This window comes from Mesorhizobium sp. M0047, assembly GCF_040323315.1.
Lineage (GTDB): Bacteria > Pseudomonadota > Alphaproteobacteria > Rhizobiales > Rhizobiaceae > Mesorhizobium.
In genome coordinates this window covers 65,061-80,891 of sequence record NZ_JAMYUW010000033.1, presented here as the reverse complement: position 1 = coordinate 80,891, position 15,831 = coordinate 65,061, and the positions used below count along the sequence as shown (strand labels likewise).

Below are 15,831 nucleotides of genomic sequence, written 5' to 3'. Positions count from 1 at the left end.
TTCTTTAAACTTTGTTTACCATTTAATTTTTGTTATTTTCCATGATTTTTTTATTGTAGTACCGACCCGGCGCGTCGGGGCGTCTATATCCCTGTTGGGTTGTGTGGGGGTCGCGGCGACCGATTGAACTTGCTGGCTTGAGAACTGGAACCGTGATGAGCGATGGCGAATCCTACCGCGTCAGGATGACCGGTATTTCCAAACGATACGGCCCCATCCAGACGCTGGACGATGTTTCGCTGGACCTGAAGCCTGGCGAGGTGCTTGGCCTGGTCGGCGACAATGGAGCCGGCAAATCCACCTTGAGCAAGGTTCTGTCCGGTGCGGTCATTCCGGACTCCGGCACCATCGAGATCGACGGCAAGGCTGTCTCCTTTTCCTCACCGGCCGATGCCCGCGCCGCACGGGTGGAGATGGTCTATCAGGATCTTTCACTCTGCGACACGATTGATGTGGCGGGCAATCTCTTCCTCGGCCGCGAGCCGCGCCGCCGCGTTCTCGGCGTCCCCTTTCTCGACAACAAGCGCATGCATGATCAGACGCGTGAGATGCTCGACCGGCTCGGCATCGTCATCGCCGATACCAGGCTCAAGGTCGAAAACCTGTCCGGTGGGCAGCGCCAGTCGATTGCCATCGGCCGCGCCGCCTCTTTCGATCCATCGGTGCTGATCATGGACGAACCGACGGCGGCCCTTGCGGTGGCAGAAGTCGAAGCGGTTCTGGAGCTCATCCGCGCCGTCAGCGCCCGCGGCGTCAGCGTCATCCTCATCACCCATCGGCTGCAGGATCTGTTCCTGGTCTGCGATCGCATCCAGGTCATGTATGAGGGTTGCAATGTCGCCGAACGCAAGATCGGCGACACCAGCATCGAAGAGGTCGTCAACCTCATCGTCGGCCGCAAATTCACGGCGCGTTCGGCCCGCGCCAGCCGTGATGAGGCAGCGCAGCCATGAATGTCACGTCATCACCCAGGGATATCAGCGCCTCGCCGCCCAAACGCGTCCACAACACCACCTGGAAGGACATGGCGATAACCAATGGCAGCGTCGTCTCGATAGCCCTGTTCTTCCTCGTCGTCTGCGTGGTCTTCTCGCTGACCACCGGCTCCTTCCTGACAGCGCCCAATCTGCTCAACATCGTGCGCCAGTCGGCGCCGCTGCTGATCGTTGCGGCAGCCATGACCTTCGTCATCACCACCGGCGGTATCGACCTCTCGGTCGGGTCCGTGCTGGCGCTGACGGCGACGCTGTCGGCTGTCTTGCTGCAGTCCGGATTGCCGTGGCCGCTCGTCGTCGTTGCCATGCTGGCACTCGGCGCGGCGATCGGGGTTTTGCAGGGCTTCTTCATCGCCTATGAGCGGATACCGGCCTTTATCGTCACACTTGCCGGACTCTCGATCATCCGCGGCGTGGCGTTGCTGATCACCGGTGGCTATTCTATCCCGGTTGAGCCGACCAGTTTCTTCGTCAACATCGGCAGGGCCTGGTTTCTCGGTGTGCCGGTACCGGCACTGCTCGCCCTTGTCGTCCTGATCGTCGCCTATCTCGCATTCAACCAGACGCCATTCGGGCGCTATGTCACAGGCATCGGGGCCAATGCCGAAGCCGTGCGCCGCGCCGGTGTCGATACGCGCTTCATGACGCTGTTCGTCTATGTCCTGTCAGGCATGGCGGCGGCGGTGGCAGGCATTGTTCTTGCCGCCCGGCTCGGTTCCGGCTCGTCGAATTCCGGCCAGGGTTTCGAACTCGATGTCATCGCCGCCGTGGTGCTTGGCGGCACCAGCCTGTTCGGCGGGCGCGGCACGATCATCGGCACCGTGCTCGGCGCGTTGACCGTCGCCGTTATCGGCAACGGCCTGATCCTGGCGCACATGTCGCCCTTCCTGACGCCGATCGTCACCGGCACAATCATCCTCGTTGCCATCTGGCTGAATTTCCGGCTGTTCAAGGGCGCAACGCGGAGCCGCTGACATGGATCATCTGTTCGACGACAAACCAAGGGAACGGGCGCCCATCGGTGTCCGCTCCGGCACCGTGATGACCGTTACCGGCCCCGTCGCGATCGCCGACATGGGCGTGACGCTGATGCACGAGCATATCCTGATCGATGGCGCGAAATCGTGGAAATGCCCCTGCCATCCCGACGAGAAGAAGATCGCCGAGCAGCCCGTCAGCATGGAGATCATCGGCGAGCTGCGGATGAACCCTTACATGAACCGCGACAACGTCTCGCTCGACGATAGCGATCTGGCGCTTTCGGAGCTGGCGAAATACCGGGCGCTCGGCGGCCACACCGTGGTCGATGCGACCAATATCGGCATTGGCCGCGATCCGGTGAAGCTCGCACGCATTGCCCGCGCCTCGGGGTTGCGGATCGTCATGGGGACAGGTTTTTACCTGCAGCACACCCACCCCGTCTGGCTGAAAGCGATGGACGTCGACGAGGTCACCGAATTCCTTGTCAACGACGTCGGCGGCGGATCGACGCAACCCGAAATCATGGCCGGCATCATCGGCGAGGTCGGCGTCAGCAAGGATTTCACCGACGAGGAACGCAAGTCACTGCGGGCTTCGGCCCGCGCGGCCAAGATCACCGGCGTGCCGCTGACCATTCATCTGCCCGGCTGGGAGCGGCTGGCGCATGACGTGCTCGACGTGGTCGAGGCGGAAGGCGCCGATCTCCGGCATACGGTGCTTTGCCACATGAACCCGAGCCACAACGATCTTGCCTATCAGCAAAGCCTCGCCGCGCGCGGCGCCTTCCTGGAATACGACATGATCGGCATGGATTTCTATTATGCCGACCAGGATGCGCAGTCGCCGTCCGACGAGCAGAATGCACGGGCGATCCGTTCGCTGATCGACATGGGGCTGCTCGACCGGATTCTGCTGTCGCAGGATGTTTTTCTCAAGATCATGCTGACCCGCTTCGGCGGCTTCGGCTACGGCTTCATCCTCAAGCATTTCGTGCCGAGACTGAAGCGCCATGGTGTCGAACAATCGGCAATCGATACGATGCTCGTCGACAATCCAAAGACTGTGTTCGCCGAGGGCCTCTGAGCCGCGGCTCCAAACAAGGCAGGAGTCTATATGTCCAGGAAGAAAATTCTTCTCGCAGGCGAGTCCTGGGTCTCGACCGCGACCCACATCAAAGGCTTCGACCAGTTTCCGACCGTGACCTATCACACCGGTGCCGACGAACTGCTGGCCGCGCTGAAGGACGGTCCGTTCGACGTCACCTTCATGCCGGCGCATGAGGCACAGCGGAACTTTCCGCAGACCTTGGAAACGCTTTCGGCCTACGACGCGGTCGTGCTTTCCGATCTTGGTGCCAACACGCTGTTGCTCCACCCGGACACCTGGGTCCACTCCAAACCAACTCCGAACCGGCTGCGCCTGTTGCGCGACTATGTCGGCAATGGCGGTGGCCTGTTGATGTTCGGCGGCTATTACAGCTTCCAGGGCATCAATGGGGGCGCGCGCTATCACAAGACGCCGGTCGAGGACGTTCTGCCGGTCACCTGCCTGCCGGTGGACGACCGCGTCGAGGTTCCGGAAGGCTATGCGCCGGTCGTTGTCGGCCCGCAGAGCCATCCGATCCTTAAGGGCCTCGGCAAGGATTGGCCGATCCTGCTCGGCTTCAACGAAGTCACGGTCAAGGATGGTGCGGAAGTTCTCGCCACCGTTTCCTCCGACTACCGCTCGATGCCACTGCTGGTGACCGGCAAATATGGCCAGGGCCGCACCGTCGCCTGGACCTCTGATGTCGGCCCGCATTGGCTGCCGCCCGGCTTCATCGCCTGGAATGGCTACAAGACGCTGTTCGAACAGATGCTGGGCTGGGCAACGGCCAGGGACTAGCCATGCGCGTCCATGTCGTCGGCAATGTTTGCGTCGATACGACGTTTCGCCTGGACCGTTTTCCGGCGCCAGGCGAGACGCTGAACGCTTCGGAGCATGCCGACGGGCTTGGCGGCAAGGGTGCGAACCAGGCGGTGGCCGCGGCGCGCACCGGAGCCGATGTCCGCTTCCGTGCGGCGATCGGCAACGATGCCGCCGGAGCCTGGATCACAAAGCAGTTGAGCCGCGATCTCGATGCCAGCCATCTGACGATGCTGCAACTGCCCAGCGACCGGTCGACCATCATGGTCGATGCGCGGGGCGAGAACCTCATCGTCACCGGCGCCAGTTGCGCCGCAGCCTTCGATCCCCTGGCCGACGGCGATTTTATCCGCTCGATCGAACACGGCGACATCGTCGTGGTTCAGGGTAACCTGGATCCGGATGTAACGACCGCTTGCCTAAAGGTAGCGCGGGGTGCGGGGGCAATGACGATCTTCAATCCAAGCCCGCTTGCGGCCGGCAATACACCGGGTTTGAGCGACGTCAGCGTCGCCATCGCAAATGCCGGCGAAGCGGCGCAACTGACCGGAATGAGCAATCCCGACGCGGCAGCCCGCGAACTGATCCGCCAAGGCGCAGGAACCGCTATCGTGACGCTTGGCGCGCTCGGCTGCCTGGTCGGCGATGGCGCAGGACGGATTGACCGGTTCGTGGCGCCGAGGGTGGCTGTGGTAGACACCAGCGGCGCAGGCGATGTCTTCTGCGGTTGCCTCGCCGGCTGTCTTGCAGCCGGCATGGACCTCGCCGTGGCAGCGCGGATCGCGGTCCGTGCCGCAGCGATCTCGGTCGGACGCGCCGGCACGCTCGGCTCCTGCCCCGACAGGCAGGAGATGAAACTGCTCATGGAAACGACGGAAGCGGAAACCGCATGACAAAATCCTCCAAACCGGTCGGCCAGGTGACGAATGATGCGCTGCAGTCGATCTTCGGCAGAAGCAAGGTGGTGATCGGCGTTGTTCATCTGGCACCCCTGCCAGGTGCGCCGCGCTATGATGGCGAAGCGGTCGAGGCCATCTATCAACGTGGCCTCGACGACGCCAAAGCCTATCTGCATGGCGGTTGCGATGGCGTGATCGTCGAGAACCACGGCGACGTTCCGTTTGCCAAGCCTGATGATATCGGGCCGGAAACTTCCGCCTACATGTCCGTCGTCTCAGACCGGATCCGCAGGGAACTCGGCCGGCCGATCGGTATCAACGTGCTTGCCAATGCTTCCATTCCCGCGCTTTCGATCGCCAGTGCCTCCGGAGCTTCCTTCGTCCGCGTCAATCAGTGGGCCAACGCCTATGTCGCCAATGAGGGCCTCATCGAAGGTGAGGCGGCGCGCGCCATGCGCTTCCGCGCCAGGCTCAGGGCCAACGGCATCCGCATCTTCGCCGATGCCCATGTCAAGCATGGCGCGCACGCCATCGTCGGCGACCGGCCGGTCGAGGAACAGGTCAAGGACCTGGTGTTCTTCGATGCCGACGCGGTGATCGCCACTGGCCAGCGCACCGGCCACGCCGCTGATCTCGGCTACATCAGGATGATCAAGGACGCCGCCGGACTCCCGACGCTTGTCGGCAGCGGGGTGACGACCGACAACGCCAACGATATCCTCGACATCGTCGACGGCGTCATTGTCGCCAGTTCGCTTAAGCACGATGGCGTCTGGTGGAACCAGGTCGACCCTCAACGGGTGAACGGCTTTATCCGAGGCCTCAAGCGGTGACTTTGGTGCCGGAGATCGACGGCGAGCGGCTGCTGGGCCGCCTCGATGCTTTCGCCCGGATCGGCGCGACGCGAGCCGGCGGCGTAAACCGTCAGGCATTCAGCATTGAGGATCGCAGCGCCCGGCGCCTGCTGGCGGAAGTGGCGCTCGAGCGTGGTTTCGCGGTTTTTCAGGACGCCATGGCGAACCTCTTCATCCGCCGCGAGGGGATGGATGCCACGCTGCCGCCGCTGCTGATCGGCAGCCATCTCGACAGCCAGCCCACCGGCGGGCGCTTCGACGGAGCGCTCGGCACGCTTTCCGCCTTCGAGACGCTCGAAGCCGTGGAGGACGCGAAGGCCGAAACTCGAATGCCGATCGAGGTCGTCGCCTGGGCCAATGAAGAAGGTAGCCGGTTCGCGCCGGGCGTCATGGGCTCCATGGCCTTCACTGGGGCCGATATTTCAGCATGGCAATCCATAGTCGGCAGCGACGGTGCGTCCCTCGCAGAGGAACTCGCGGCAACCATCTCCGCCTTGCCAGAGGCAATCCTCCGCCCTCTCGGCATGCCGATCTCCGGCTTTATCGAGCTCCATATCGAACAGGGACCATCACTGGAAAAGGAGGGGCTGCCGATCGGTATCGTCACCGCCGTGCAAGGCACTCGGTGGCTGGAAGTCTCCATTGAGGGCGCTGCCGGCCACGCCGGCACAACCGACCTTGCCTACCGCAGGGATCCGATGGTCGCGGCCGTTGCCGCGATGCACAGGCTGCAGACGACGGTCATGCCGTTCGACAGCAGCGCAAGGCTGACGGTGGGCCGGGTCACCGCCAAGCCGGGGTCGATCAATGCCATACCGCAGTCGGTGGTCTTCGCCGTCGACATCAGACACCCGCAGGTAGAGCGGCTCGATGCCATCGAAGCCGAACTGCGCCAGGTCTGCGCGGCGGAGGCAGAGGCTCAGCATTGCACGGCAATGATCAGGCGGTCGTTCGACATGCCCGGGGCGGCATTCTCTCCCGATATGGTCAAAACCGTCCAGGAGGCCGTCAATTCCCTGCGGCTGCCGCACAAGCAGATGATATCGGGGGCATTCCATGATGCGCTGTTCCTCGCCCGGGTGGCGCCTGCCGCGATGATTTTTGTGCCGTGCCGTGACGGGCTGAGCCACAACGAGGCAGAATATGTGGAGCCCGCCGACGCGATTACCGGCGCGCGGGTTCTGCTCCAGGCGGCTATCGCGGCAGCCTCGCCGCGATGATCGTTCAAGGCACTGCTCTGGCAGGCTGATTGCGCCAACCTCGGGCCGGCGAGCTCGAGGCGCCCGGTTTCGAGGCGGCGGCGATCGCCATTCATGCCTGCCCTTGCCCTTGCACCAACAAACCTTGCAGCTGTGTCCTCACCGCCCTTGTGGGTGTCGGAAAATGGATGAATAGTCGGGACGGCACATCGCCCTGAAATTGCCGGTTTGCGGTCCTCAGGTCGTGCAATCGCGAGCCGGATTTCCGAATGGCCAGTCCTGAACCACGCAAGAGAAGAGGTCCGATCGCCACCCGGCTGCTGGCGCTTGACGCGTGGATCGATTCCTCGCTCTACGAGATCGGTTTCAAGGCGCGCCAATTCTGGGAATCCGCGACGATCTTTTCGCGGCGCTTCCGCGTCAGCGGCTGGCGTCGCGGGATCATCGAACTGCTGAGCGAAGGTTTCACGCTCGGCGCCGGCGGCATTGTGGTGATGCTGGCGCTGGCCATTCCAGCTTTCCAGGACACAGCCGGCGACTGGCGCGCCCAGGGCGACTTCGCGGTCACCTTCCTCGATCGCTACGGCAACGAGATCGGCCAGCGCGGCATCATCCAGCGCGATTCCGTGCCGGTCGACGAGATGCCCGATCATGTGATCAAGGCGGTTCTCGCCACGGAGGATCGCCGCTTCTTCGATCACTACGGCATCGATGTGCTGGGCCTTTCACGCGCGATCTTCGAGAATGTGCGGGCAAATTCCGTCGTCCAGGGCGGCTCAAGCATCACCCAGCAGCTGGCCAAGAACCTGTTCCTGACAAATGAGCGCACATTGGAGCGCAAGATCAAGGAAGCTTTCCTGTCGCTGTGGCTCGAGGCCAATCTGTCGAAGAAGGAAATCCTGCAACTCTATCTCGACCGCGCGTATATGGGCGGCGGCACGTTCGGCATCGAGGCGGCCGCGGACTTCTATTTCGGCAAAGGCGTCAAGGACCTGAACCTCGCCGAGGCGGCGATGCTGGCCGGCCTGTTCAAGGCACCGACCAAATATGCGCCGCATATCAACCTGCCGGCGGCGCGTGCGCGCGCCAATGTGGTGCTGTCCAACCTTGTCGATTCCGGTTTCATGACCGAGGGCCAGGTTTTGCAGGCAAGGCTGCACCCGGCCGACGTCGTCGATCGCGGCGAACAGAAGAGCCCGGACTATTACCTCGATTGGGCGTTCGACGAGGTCAAGAAGATCGCAAAACCGGGTCAGCATTCGCTCGTTGCCCACACCACCTTCGACGCCAACATCCAGAAGGCGGCGGAAGAATCTGTGGAATTCCACCTGCGCCAGTTCGGCAAGGAATATAACGTCACCGAGGGCGCGGTGGTCGTCATCGAAACCAACGGCGCCGTGAGAGCCATCGTTGGCGGCCGCGACTATGGCGCCAGCCAGTTCAACCGCGCCACCAAGGCGCTTCGCCAGACCGGCTCATCGTTCAAGCCCTATGTCTATGCAACAGCGATGGAACACGGTTTCACGCCCAATTCCATCATTTCCGGCGGCCCGATCAGTTGGGGCAGTTGGTCGCCGCACAATTACAGCGGCGGCTCGGCGGGCAATGTCACGCTGATCGTGGCAATGGCCAAGTCGATCAACACCGTGCCGGTGCGCCTGGCCAAGGACTATCTCGGCATTGGCCCGATCAAGGCCATGGCCGAGGCGATGGGTGTGGAATCGCCGCTCGAATCGCACAAGACGATGGTGCTCGGCACTTCCGGCATGACGGTGATGGACCAGGCGACGGGCTACAGCGTGTTCGCCGATAACGGCTTCGTCGGCTCGCGGCACGGCATCACCCAGTTGGTGACCCGCACCGGCGACGTGGTCTATGATTTCGCCAAGGATGCGCCGCCGCCACATCGGGTTCTGTCCGAGCAAGCGCTGAAATCGATGAACACCATGCTGGCGGCGGTACCGGTGATGGGCACGGCACGGCGGGCCCAACTCCCGAACATCGTCGTCGCCGGCAAGACCGGCACGACGCAATCCTACCGCGATGCCTGGTTTGTCGGCTTCACCGGCAACTACACGGCAGCGGTGTGGATGGGCAACGACGACTTCACGCCGACGAAGAACATGACGGGCGGCTCGCTGCCGGCGATGGTGTGGCAGCGATTGATGGTCTACGCGCACCAGAACATCGACCTGAAGCCGATTCCCGGCATCGACAAGCCCTTTGTCGATGAGGAGGTCGCTGCCAAGGCGGAGGAAGCGCAGAAGAAGAGCGACGCGCAGGCGGCGGCCGATGCCGCGGCCGAACGGCCGGCGGTGCTGTCCAGCCGGACGACGCAGACGTTGCGAGACATGTCCAGGCTGTTCCAGTCGGCGCCCGTCCTCAATGCGCCCCAACCGCCGGAGACGCTGTCGGCACTGTGATTGGCTTGCCTCTTCCCTCTGCCCGGTGGAGAAGCGAAAGCAGCGCCTAACCACAACGCTTGTCGGCAATCCCACGTAGGGCTCCGAACTCAAGTTGACGAAAGACCTGACGACAGCCAGTTCGGCGGTGTCGGCAGCTTTGTGCCGGCAGCTTTTCACGATAGGAATTTTTTCTTGACTTCGTGACCTCAGCTATGGTACAAATTTATCTATGGTGCTGATTTGCGCCAGTGACCCGCCGCGCAGGCGGGTTTTTCGTTTGATGCTCCGTCAGCCTACGCGCCAGCGAAGGCTGCGAAGGAACCCGTCAACCCTGGTTCGTTGCCCTGTAATCCCACGCCCGCCGCTTGCCACAAGCCCCCACGCCGCGATATCTCCGAGCGGCAACTCTTCTTGTCCCCGGCCCCTCATGCTCAAGAATGCCTTCCTGACGCTGCTTTCGCTTGCCATAGCCATCGTCGGCGGCGGCGGCAGCGTCTGGTATGCGCTCAAGGTCCAGGATGGTGTCGGCGCCATCCGGATCGGCCAATGGAGGGCCTTTCCCGACATCGGCACGCCGTCCGCCGATCCTTATTCCAAGGCCCGCGTGGCGCGCGAGGGCGTGCTTGCGCTCGGCCGCGCCGAAGGCTTGTCCTTCGTGGCCGAGCGCGACGCGGGCGGCGCCGAGCTCAAGCGCGAATGCACCTACACGATCGAGGGTGGTTTTCCGACGGCACGGTTCTGGACGCTCTATGCCGCCGACCAGTCGCTCGGCGTGGTCGAAACCAGCAGACCCCGACTTGCGGCGCTGCAATCCTATGGGGTTGTGCGGCAGCCCGACAATTCGGTCATCATTTCCGCCGGCCATCGCCCGATGCCGGGCAACTGGCTGCTGACCGACGGTTTCGGCAGGATGTATTTCGTGCTGACCTTCTACGACACGCCGATCGCCAGCAGCACCGGCCTCTCGGACGTTTCGCTGCCGCGGATCGTAAAGGTCGGCTGCGATGCGTAGTTTGTATGCGGCGATGCGTAGGGTTTTTCATGCGGTCCTGCTCGGCCTGCTCGGCGCCGGCATCGTGCACATCGTCGTCTTGTTTCTGGTGCCTGAATTTTCCGAACGCGACGCCTGGTCGCGTCTGTCCATGGCGTCGGATCTCTACAAGATGACCCGGCTCGATGCCGAAGCTGGTGGCGCGCCCGTGGTGAAATCCGTCGATCCGCTGTTTTACGCAACGGCGTGCCGGTTCGACCTGGGCGAGGGCATGGTCCGGATCAAGGCACCTGGACATGTTCCGTTCTGGTCGGTGTCGGTCTATGACCGCAGCGGCCATAACATCTATTCCTTCAACGACCACACCGCGACCGGTGGCGTGCTGGATGCCGTCGTGCTGACGCCGGCGCAGATGATCGACGTGCGCAAGGAGCTTCCCGAGGAGCTTCAGGGAGCGATCTTTGTCGAAGCGCCGATCGAGGAAGGCATCTTCGTCATCCGTGCCTTCGTGCCCGATGACAGCTGGAAGCCGAGCGTGTCACGCTTCTTCGCGCAGAGTTCCTGCGAGCTGCAGGACTTCTAGAGCAATTCCAGGAAAGTGTGAAACGGTTTTCCGTCCGGAATTGCGTCAAAACAAAGGGTTAGAGCGGCTCGCCGTTTCCGTGAAACGGTGAACTGCTCTAGTGGTGCGGAACCGGCTTGCTCCCTGGCGATCCCGGTTTGTCGGGGTCGACCGGCCGCACCTCGCCGGCATGAGACCGCTCGTAGCGGATGCCGGGAAAGATGATCACCGCCGCCGGCATTTCGGCGACTTGCTTTGCTCGATTGCTTGGTGCCGTTCGCGGCACGAAAGACAGTACCATGCCCATGGTTCGCGCATTCCTCTCGGTTTCCCCGGAGCACAACGCAACGCCTCCAAATATCATTAAGGCCGGCAGAGGGTTAACGGAGCGCTAACGGATCGTCGCTAAATTGATCTTTGTCTAGAGGTCAGGACGTCCTGGCCGGGGCACTCGCGAAACCGGCACCGTCCCGGTCGAGCGTGGCCGAGCTTGTGTGTGTTGTCGGGCGTATCCTTCGTGTCATCTTCGGACTTCAGGCAAATCGCGGTACGAAAAGATTCGGGAAAGGCCGAAAGGCTGTTCCGCGCCGCGGTGTCGGCATTCTGCTCGCTCACCCGCCCTTCGCGCCGTGAGATCGGCCAGCTCGAAGACTTGACGCTGCCGCTGTTCGACGATGTGTCCGTCGAATCTCGCCGTTACGTGGCGGCTGCCCTTTCCGAATGCGAATATGCCCCGCCCGCTTTGGTGCGCCGCCTCTGCGAGGAACCGGTCGACATTGCCGCTCCCTTGCTCATCCGCTCACGCGCCGTCAGCAACATCGATCTCATCGCGCTGATCGGTCGGCACGGACTGCCGCATGCACGAGCCATCGCGCGCCGCAAGGACCTGAACCCGACCATCGCCGATCTGATCCGGGCGCTCGAGAGGCCAACTCTTGTGCGAAAGCGGGAGCCGGAAGCGGACGCCATCACGGCAGACAAGATCGCGCCTGCCAGCACCGAACCTGCCGCCGAACAGCCCGGAAGAGGACAGGTGGCCGGCATTGCCTCCGAAAGCGCGCGGCGCAGGCTACGTTCCATGATGCGCACCGGCGACGAGGCAACGGCAATGAGCGCCGATTCTCTCACAGGCGCGGATACCTATGTGAAATTGCGCGAGACGGCGCTGACGGGAAACGCCGCGTTCTTCCAGACCGCACTCGCCGACGCGCTCGATATCGATTTCTCGATCGCGCGCGCGCTCATTGCCAGCCAGAACTATGCGTCGCTGCTTGCCGCACTGCGCGCGCTCGACCTCAGCGAGGACAGGGCATTCCTGATCACGGTCGCGGTCTACCCCAGCCAGTTCCCGGACCCGCAGGCAATCCGCACCTTTCTCGACCGCTACCGGCTCCTGCACCGCGAAGCGGCCGCCGACAAGGTGCGGCTCTGGAAATCGGAAATCCCTTCAAGGGTCGGTCGCGAGGCAGGACCCGCAAACAGCGACACCCACACGGCATCGAACACTGACAATGCGGCGACTTCCTCAAGCTTCAGGGCGTCTTCACGGAAATAAGCTCCTCGACCGGCACTGTGCCGGCCTCGATCTCGACCACCCAGATGTCGGGATCGAATTTTTTCTCCCTTTCCAGCCTGGCATCGAGCAAGGCGGCATCGTCGCCGGCCCCGAGCAGAGTGAAAAACCGCTCGTCGGGCTTGGCCGAATCGTAGCTGGTCTGCGGCGCCGGGCCGAACAGGGCAACCTCGCCCAGCCTGCCCCGCGTCACGACGAACACAGCGCCGGCCTCGGTCGCACCGCGCTTGACCACGGCTGCAAATCCGCCAGCGCTGAAAACCCGGCGCAACAGGGCCGAGACCCATAGATCCGATGTGACGCGCATGAGAGAACTCCGCTAATGCATGTCGCCTAAATGTGCCCCGGTTTTGAGACAACGACATGCATGGTAACAATGGGCTCTATCGATATTTCAGCCGCTCGGCGAGCCGTCGTTTCAGCCGTCAGTTGGTGAGGCCGATCTCGCGCATCTTGACGTAGACGATCTCATCGGGCTCGCCTGTCTGCGGCAGCCCGAACAGCGACTGGAATTCCTTGATCGCAGATTTGGTGCGCGCGCCGACGACGCCGTCCAGCTGCATATCGTCATTGCCGAACGCCTTGAGCCCGGCCTGGATCTTGACGATGCGGGCATCGGGCGCCTGCGCGGCATTCGTTTGGCCGGCATTCGTCTGCTCGGCATTCGTCTGCCCGGAATTCGTCTGTAAAGACACCGGAACGGCGACCGGCGTATCCGGGCGCGGCTGCGGTCTGGGTACGACGGAGGCGGTTTTCGGCGTCGCGCCCAATTGATCCAGCAGCAGTGCGTCGATCTCGCCGGACGTGTTGAGCCCGACCGTCTGCTGATAAGCCTGGATGGCCTTACGCGTGTTGGGCCCGGAAATGCCGTCGACCGTTCCGGAATAGAAATCGAGATCCTTGAGAATGCCTTGCACCTGCTCGACCACCGGATCGCCCTTGATCGGTGCCGGCGCGCCGGATGGCCGCACGATGTTGAATGTCGTCTCCGGTTCGTCCGACGTTGCGCGTGGAAAGCCCGCGATGCTGCGGGTCGCAAAGAACGCGCCGGCATGCGGGAAAGGCTGATACCACAAGGCATTCGCGGAAACGTAGAACAGCGTCACCAGGAATGCCGTCGAGCCACCCACCAGGACGGGATTGCGCGAAATCATGCCGCCGACGGCGACGGCGCCATCCTGAAAGGCATTGCTGCGGCGCTTGACCGCCTTCTTAGGCTGTCTTGCGGAGCGAGCCATTTCTGTCCCCTTTCGCCATAGCCACAGGCATGGTCAGCACTCCGGCCTTCTCCGCCTGACGTCCCTTCGGTCCGTTCACCGGCAGGCTGATGGTCACCGTGGTGCCCTCGCCCGGCATGCTTTCGATGGACATCGTGCCGTCGTGCAAGGCCACCAGGCCCTTGACCAGCGAAAGGCCAAGACCTGTCCCTTCGAAACGGCGGGTATAGTCGTTCTGGATCTGCATGAAGGGCTTGCCTAGATTGGCAAAATCCTCCTCGGCGATACCGATGCCGGTGTCCCTGACCCAGAAATGCAGACGCGAGCCGATCCGCTTGGCGCCGACGACGACATCGCCACCATCGGGGGTGAACTTGATCGCATTGGAGACGAGGTTGATGAGCATCTGCTGCACGGCACGCCGATCGGCATTGATGTCGCCAGCGTCCGGCGCGATCTGCGCCTGCAGATCGATGTTCTTGGCCCGCGCCTGCACCTGCATCATGGACTGGCACATGTCGACCGCTTCCGCGAACCGGAACGGCTCCGGTTCGGTCGCATAGACGCCCGATTCTATCCTGGACACGTCGAGTATCGAGGTCACGACGGCAAGCAGATGCTGGCCCGAATCCCTCACCAAGCCGACATATTCCTTCTGCCGCGGATCCTTGAATGCGCCGAACATCTCATGCAACAGCATGTCCGAGAAGCCGATGATGGCATTCAACGGCGTGCGCAATTCATGGCTCACCACCGCCAGGAAGCGCCCCTTCGCCACCTCGGCGGACGCGGCCGCCTCATTCGCCACCGCGAGTTCCTCGCGCAGCCGGGCAATCTCGTCATTCTCGCGCAGGACAAGCGTGAAGACGTCGCCCTGTTCCTCACCCCGCACCAGATCGAGCGAAAACGGCCGGTAATTGTCGGCCGCCAAGCGGTTGTCATTTTGGCCGTTGCCGTTTTGAGGCAGCCTGATGCGCAATTCGAGCCGGCGCGACAGCGCGCCATCGCGCATGTCGGCCAGGGCGCTGAGATAGGAGACGCGATCCGACAGATGAATGCGATCGAAGAAGCCGTGTCCGGACAGCAGTTCGGCCGGCAGTTTCAAAAGCGTGCGCGCCTTTGGCGAAGCCTCGATAACCTCGCCATGACGAGCGACGCGCAAGACCACCGCATCGATAATGTCTTCGAGCCTATCGGCAGTCTTCACGAGATCGGATGCATCGGTCGTGTCGCGAAGCACCGACGCACGCGGGATCAGCGTGAGCGCCCAGGCCAATGGCACCAGCCAGTGCCATGCAGCAATCTGCGCTCCCGCGAACGGTAACACGGTTGCAGCCAGAGGCTGAGCCAGGATGGCGGCAGCGGCCGACACGGCTCCCCAAAGTGCCGCACGCCGCGAGGCGCCGATCCACCAGGCTTCGAATGGCAGCGCCACGACAAGCATGGCGACAGGCGAACTCAGCCCGCCCGCGGCGGCAATCAGACTGCCGAGAGAAACGCCTGCCGCTGCCAGGGCGACCTGACTTGCTATCGCCATCTTGCCGGTTGCCGCAACCAGCAAGGCGATGAACCAGCACAGGCCAAAGGCCGCGAAGATGGCGGCCATGGTGACGGCGACGCCCATGCCTGAAGTAACCAGTGTGACCGCGGCGCCAGCAGCAAAGAAAGGAGCGGCGAGCATGACGCCGATGAAGCGGCGCTGGCGCTCGCGGTCGCTCTGCCCAAGAATGGACGGATGGACCATACGTTCGCAACCGGCGGCAATCGCGCCAGGCAATTCGACGTATCTGGCCTTGATTGAACTCAACTCAACGCACCCGTAATCGTTGTGGACAACTCTGCTTTGCAGATCGTTCTGGTTGGCTCTGAAACTCGCATCCAGCGTTTAAGGAATGGATAAGGCAGGGCCGACCAGGGCCCCGGCCTGCGGCAAATATCGGGATGCCGGCAGCCGAAAGCCCGCGCAAATGCAGCCATAGTAAACGGAGGGTTATTCGGCGACGGTCCCCGTCGGATGAGTGCACGCGGCGTCCGGACTCTCGGGTTTTGGCAAAAAAGCAAAAAAAGCAGACGGATAGATGGTTATCCCGCGTTAAGAAAAATCATTCGGATTTGAGACAAATCGATTTCACAATGGCGCGTTTCGAATTTGCCTAAAATTTGAGGAAAATTCTCACTTTGCCTGCAAGCCGTCCTTTGCGCCTGTGTGCCAACATCCTGCCCACAAAAGAGGTCATGCCATATGGATGC

Annotated in this window: 15 protein-coding genes; 11 read left to right on the top strand and 4 right to left on the bottom strand. The window is 62.6% G+C overall.

The window, feature by feature from the left end; all coding sequences use genetic code 11:
• The first annotated feature begins 155 nt into the window (after nt 1–155).
• The 10 genes from NKJ89_RS25900 (at nt 156) to NKJ89_RS25855 (ending at nt 10,812) form a co-directional block, all read left to right on the top strand.
• Nucleotides 156–953, top strand: coding sequence for an ATP-binding cassette domain-containing protein (locus NKJ89_RS25900; protein ID WP_352485862.1), 798 nt, complete (start codon nt 156–158; stop codon nt 951–953).
• Nucleotides 950–1,969, top strand: coding sequence for an ABC transporter permease (locus tag NKJ89_RS25895; RefSeq protein ID WP_352606736.1), 1,020 nt, complete (start codon nt 950–952; stop codon nt 1,967–1,969). The genes NKJ89_RS25900 and NKJ89_RS25895 overlap by 4 nt, the downstream gene beginning before the upstream one ends.
• Nucleotide 1,970: 1 nt before the next feature.
• Nucleotides 1,971–3,059, top strand: coding sequence for a phosphotriesterase family protein (locus NKJ89_RS25890; RefSeq protein WP_352606734.1), 1,089 nt, complete (start codon nt 1,971–1,973; stop codon nt 3,057–3,059).
• Between the two features lie 30 nt (nt 3,060–3,089).
• Nucleotides 3,090–3,860 carry a glutamine amidotransferase gene (locus tag NKJ89_RS25885; protein WP_352606732.1) on the top strand — a complete coding sequence of 257 codons (771 nt, stop codon included), beginning with the start codon at nt 3,090–3,092 and terminating at the stop codon, nt 3,858–3,860.
• A gap of 2 nt (nt 3,861–3,862) precedes the next feature.
• A complete protein-coding gene (locus tag NKJ89_RS25880; RefSeq protein ID WP_352606730.1) occupies nt 3,863–4,774 on the top strand; it encodes a ribokinase in 912 nt (303 codons plus the stop codon).
• A complete protein-coding gene (locus NKJ89_RS25875; protein ID WP_352606728.1) occupies nt 4,771–5,613 on the top strand; it encodes a BtpA/SgcQ family protein in 843 nt (280 codons plus the stop codon). Before NKJ89_RS25880 ends, NKJ89_RS25875 begins: the two co-directional genes overlap by 4 nt.
• Nucleotides 5,610–6,854: a Zn-dependent hydrolase gene (locus NKJ89_RS25870; protein WP_352606726.1), complete on the top strand. Its 1,245-nt coding sequence runs from the start codon at nt 5,610–5,612 to the stop codon at nt 6,852–6,854. The genes NKJ89_RS25875 and NKJ89_RS25870 overlap by 4 nt, the downstream gene beginning before the upstream one ends.
• Nucleotides 6,855–7,102: 248 nt before the next feature.
• Entirely contained in the window at nt 7,103–9,256 is a 2,154-nt protein-coding gene (locus NKJ89_RS25865; protein WP_352606725.1) for a transglycosylase domain-containing protein, read from the top strand.
• A 409-nt stretch (nt 9,257–9,665) separates the two neighbouring features.
• Nucleotides 9,666–10,250: a DUF1214 domain-containing protein gene (locus NKJ89_RS25860; RefSeq protein ID WP_023760480.1), complete on the top strand. Its 585-nt coding sequence runs from the start codon at nt 9,666–9,668 to the stop codon at nt 10,248–10,250.
• Nucleotides 10,243–10,812: a DUF1254 domain-containing protein gene (locus tag NKJ89_RS25855; RefSeq protein ID WP_352606723.1), complete on the top strand. Its 570-nt coding sequence runs from the start codon at nt 10,243–10,245 to the stop codon at nt 10,810–10,812. Before NKJ89_RS25860 ends, NKJ89_RS25855 begins: the two co-directional genes overlap by 8 nt.
• A 97-nt stretch (nt 10,813–10,909) precedes the next feature.
• On the opposite strand, the gene NKJ89_RS25850 is transcribed toward NKJ89_RS25855, so the two are convergent.
• Nucleotides 10,910–11,098, bottom strand: a complete 189-nt coding sequence (locus NKJ89_RS25850; protein ID WP_352606721.1) for a hypothetical protein — start codon at nt 11,096–11,098, stop codon at nt 10,910–10,912.
• A 210-nt stretch (nt 11,099–11,308) separates the two neighbouring features.
• On the opposite strand from NKJ89_RS25850, the gene NKJ89_RS25845 reads away from it, so the two are divergent.
• Nucleotides 11,309–12,346 carry a hypothetical protein gene (locus NKJ89_RS25845; RefSeq protein ID WP_352606719.1) on the top strand — a complete coding sequence of 346 codons (1,038 nt, stop codon included), beginning with the start codon at nt 11,309–11,311 and terminating at the stop codon, nt 12,344–12,346.
• On the opposite strand, the gene NKJ89_RS25840 is transcribed toward NKJ89_RS25845, so the two are convergent.
• The 3 genes from NKJ89_RS25840 to NKJ89_RS25830 form a co-directional block, all read right to left on the bottom strand.
• The gene (locus NKJ89_RS25840; RefSeq protein ID WP_023760484.1) at nt 12,324–12,671 is read right to left on the bottom strand and encodes a DUF1491 family protein; all 348 of its coding nucleotides are present in this window, start codon (nt 12,669–12,671) and stop codon (nt 12,324–12,326) included. The two genes, NKJ89_RS25845 and NKJ89_RS25840, sit on opposite strands and share 23 nt — an antisense overlap.
• A 118-nt stretch (nt 12,672–12,789) precedes the next feature.
• Entirely contained in the window at nt 12,790–13,602 is an 813-nt protein-coding gene (locus NKJ89_RS25835) for a peptidoglycan-binding domain-containing protein (RefSeq protein ID WP_352606717.1), read from the bottom strand.
• Nucleotides 13,577–15,325 (bottom strand): PAS domain-containing sensor histidine kinase, encoded by a 1,749-nt coding sequence (locus NKJ89_RS25830; RefSeq protein WP_352606742.1) that lies wholly within the window; start codon nt 15,323–15,325, stop codon nt 13,577–13,579. Before NKJ89_RS25830 ends, NKJ89_RS25835 begins: the two co-directional genes overlap by 26 nt.
• Nucleotides 15,326–15,831: the final 506 nt, after the last annotated feature.

What these genes read in the sequence shown, in the direction of transcription:
- NKJ89_RS25835 (WP_352606717.1), bottom strand. Translation starts at nt 13,602, where the DNA reads ATGGCTCGCTCCGCAAGACAGCCTAAGAAGGCGGTCAAGCGCCGCAGC.
- NKJ89_RS25875 (WP_352606728.1), top strand. Translation starts at nt 4,771, where the DNA reads ATGACAAAATCCTCCAAACCGGTCGGCCAGGTGACGAATGATGCGCTG.
- NKJ89_RS25865 (WP_352606725.1), top strand. Translation starts at nt 7,103, where the DNA reads ATGGCCAGTCCTGAACCACGCAAGAGAAGAGGTCCGATCGCCACCCGG.
- NKJ89_RS25900 (WP_352485862.1), top strand. Translation starts at nt 156, where the DNA reads ATGAGCGATGGCGAATCCTACCGCGTCAGGATGACCGGTATTTCCAAA.
- NKJ89_RS25855 (WP_352606723.1), top strand. Translation starts at nt 10,243, where the DNA reads ATGCGTAGTTTGTATGCGGCGATGCGTAGGGTTTTTCATGCGGTCCTG.
- NKJ89_RS25850 (WP_352606721.1), bottom strand. Translation starts at nt 11,098, where the DNA reads ATGGGCATGGTACTGTCTTTCGTGCCGCGAACGGCACCAAGCAATCGA.
- NKJ89_RS25885 (WP_352606732.1), top strand. Translation starts at nt 3,090, where the DNA reads ATGTCCAGGAAGAAAATTCTTCTCGCAGGCGAGTCCTGGGTCTCGACC.
- NKJ89_RS25895 (WP_352606736.1), top strand. Translation starts at nt 950, where the DNA reads ATGAATGTCACGTCATCACCCAGGGATATCAGCGCCTCGCCGCCCAAA.
- NKJ89_RS25860 (WP_023760480.1), top strand. Translation starts at nt 9,666, where the DNA reads ATGCTCAAGAATGCCTTCCTGACGCTGCTTTCGCTTGCCATAGCCATC.
- NKJ89_RS25890 (WP_352606734.1), top strand. Translation starts at nt 1,971, where the DNA reads ATGGATCATCTGTTCGACGACAAACCAAGGGAACGGGCGCCCATCGGT.
- NKJ89_RS25880 (WP_352606730.1), top strand. Translation starts at nt 3,863, where the DNA reads ATGCGCGTCCATGTCGTCGGCAATGTTTGCGTCGATACGACGTTTCGC.
- NKJ89_RS25840 (WP_023760484.1), bottom strand. Translation starts at nt 12,671, where the DNA reads ATGCGCGTCACATCGGATCTATGGGTCTCGGCCCTGTTGCGCCGGGTT.
- NKJ89_RS25830 (WP_352606742.1), bottom strand. Translation starts at nt 15,325, where the DNA reads ATGGTCCATCCGTCCATTCTTGGGCAGAGCGACCGCGAGCGCCAGCGC.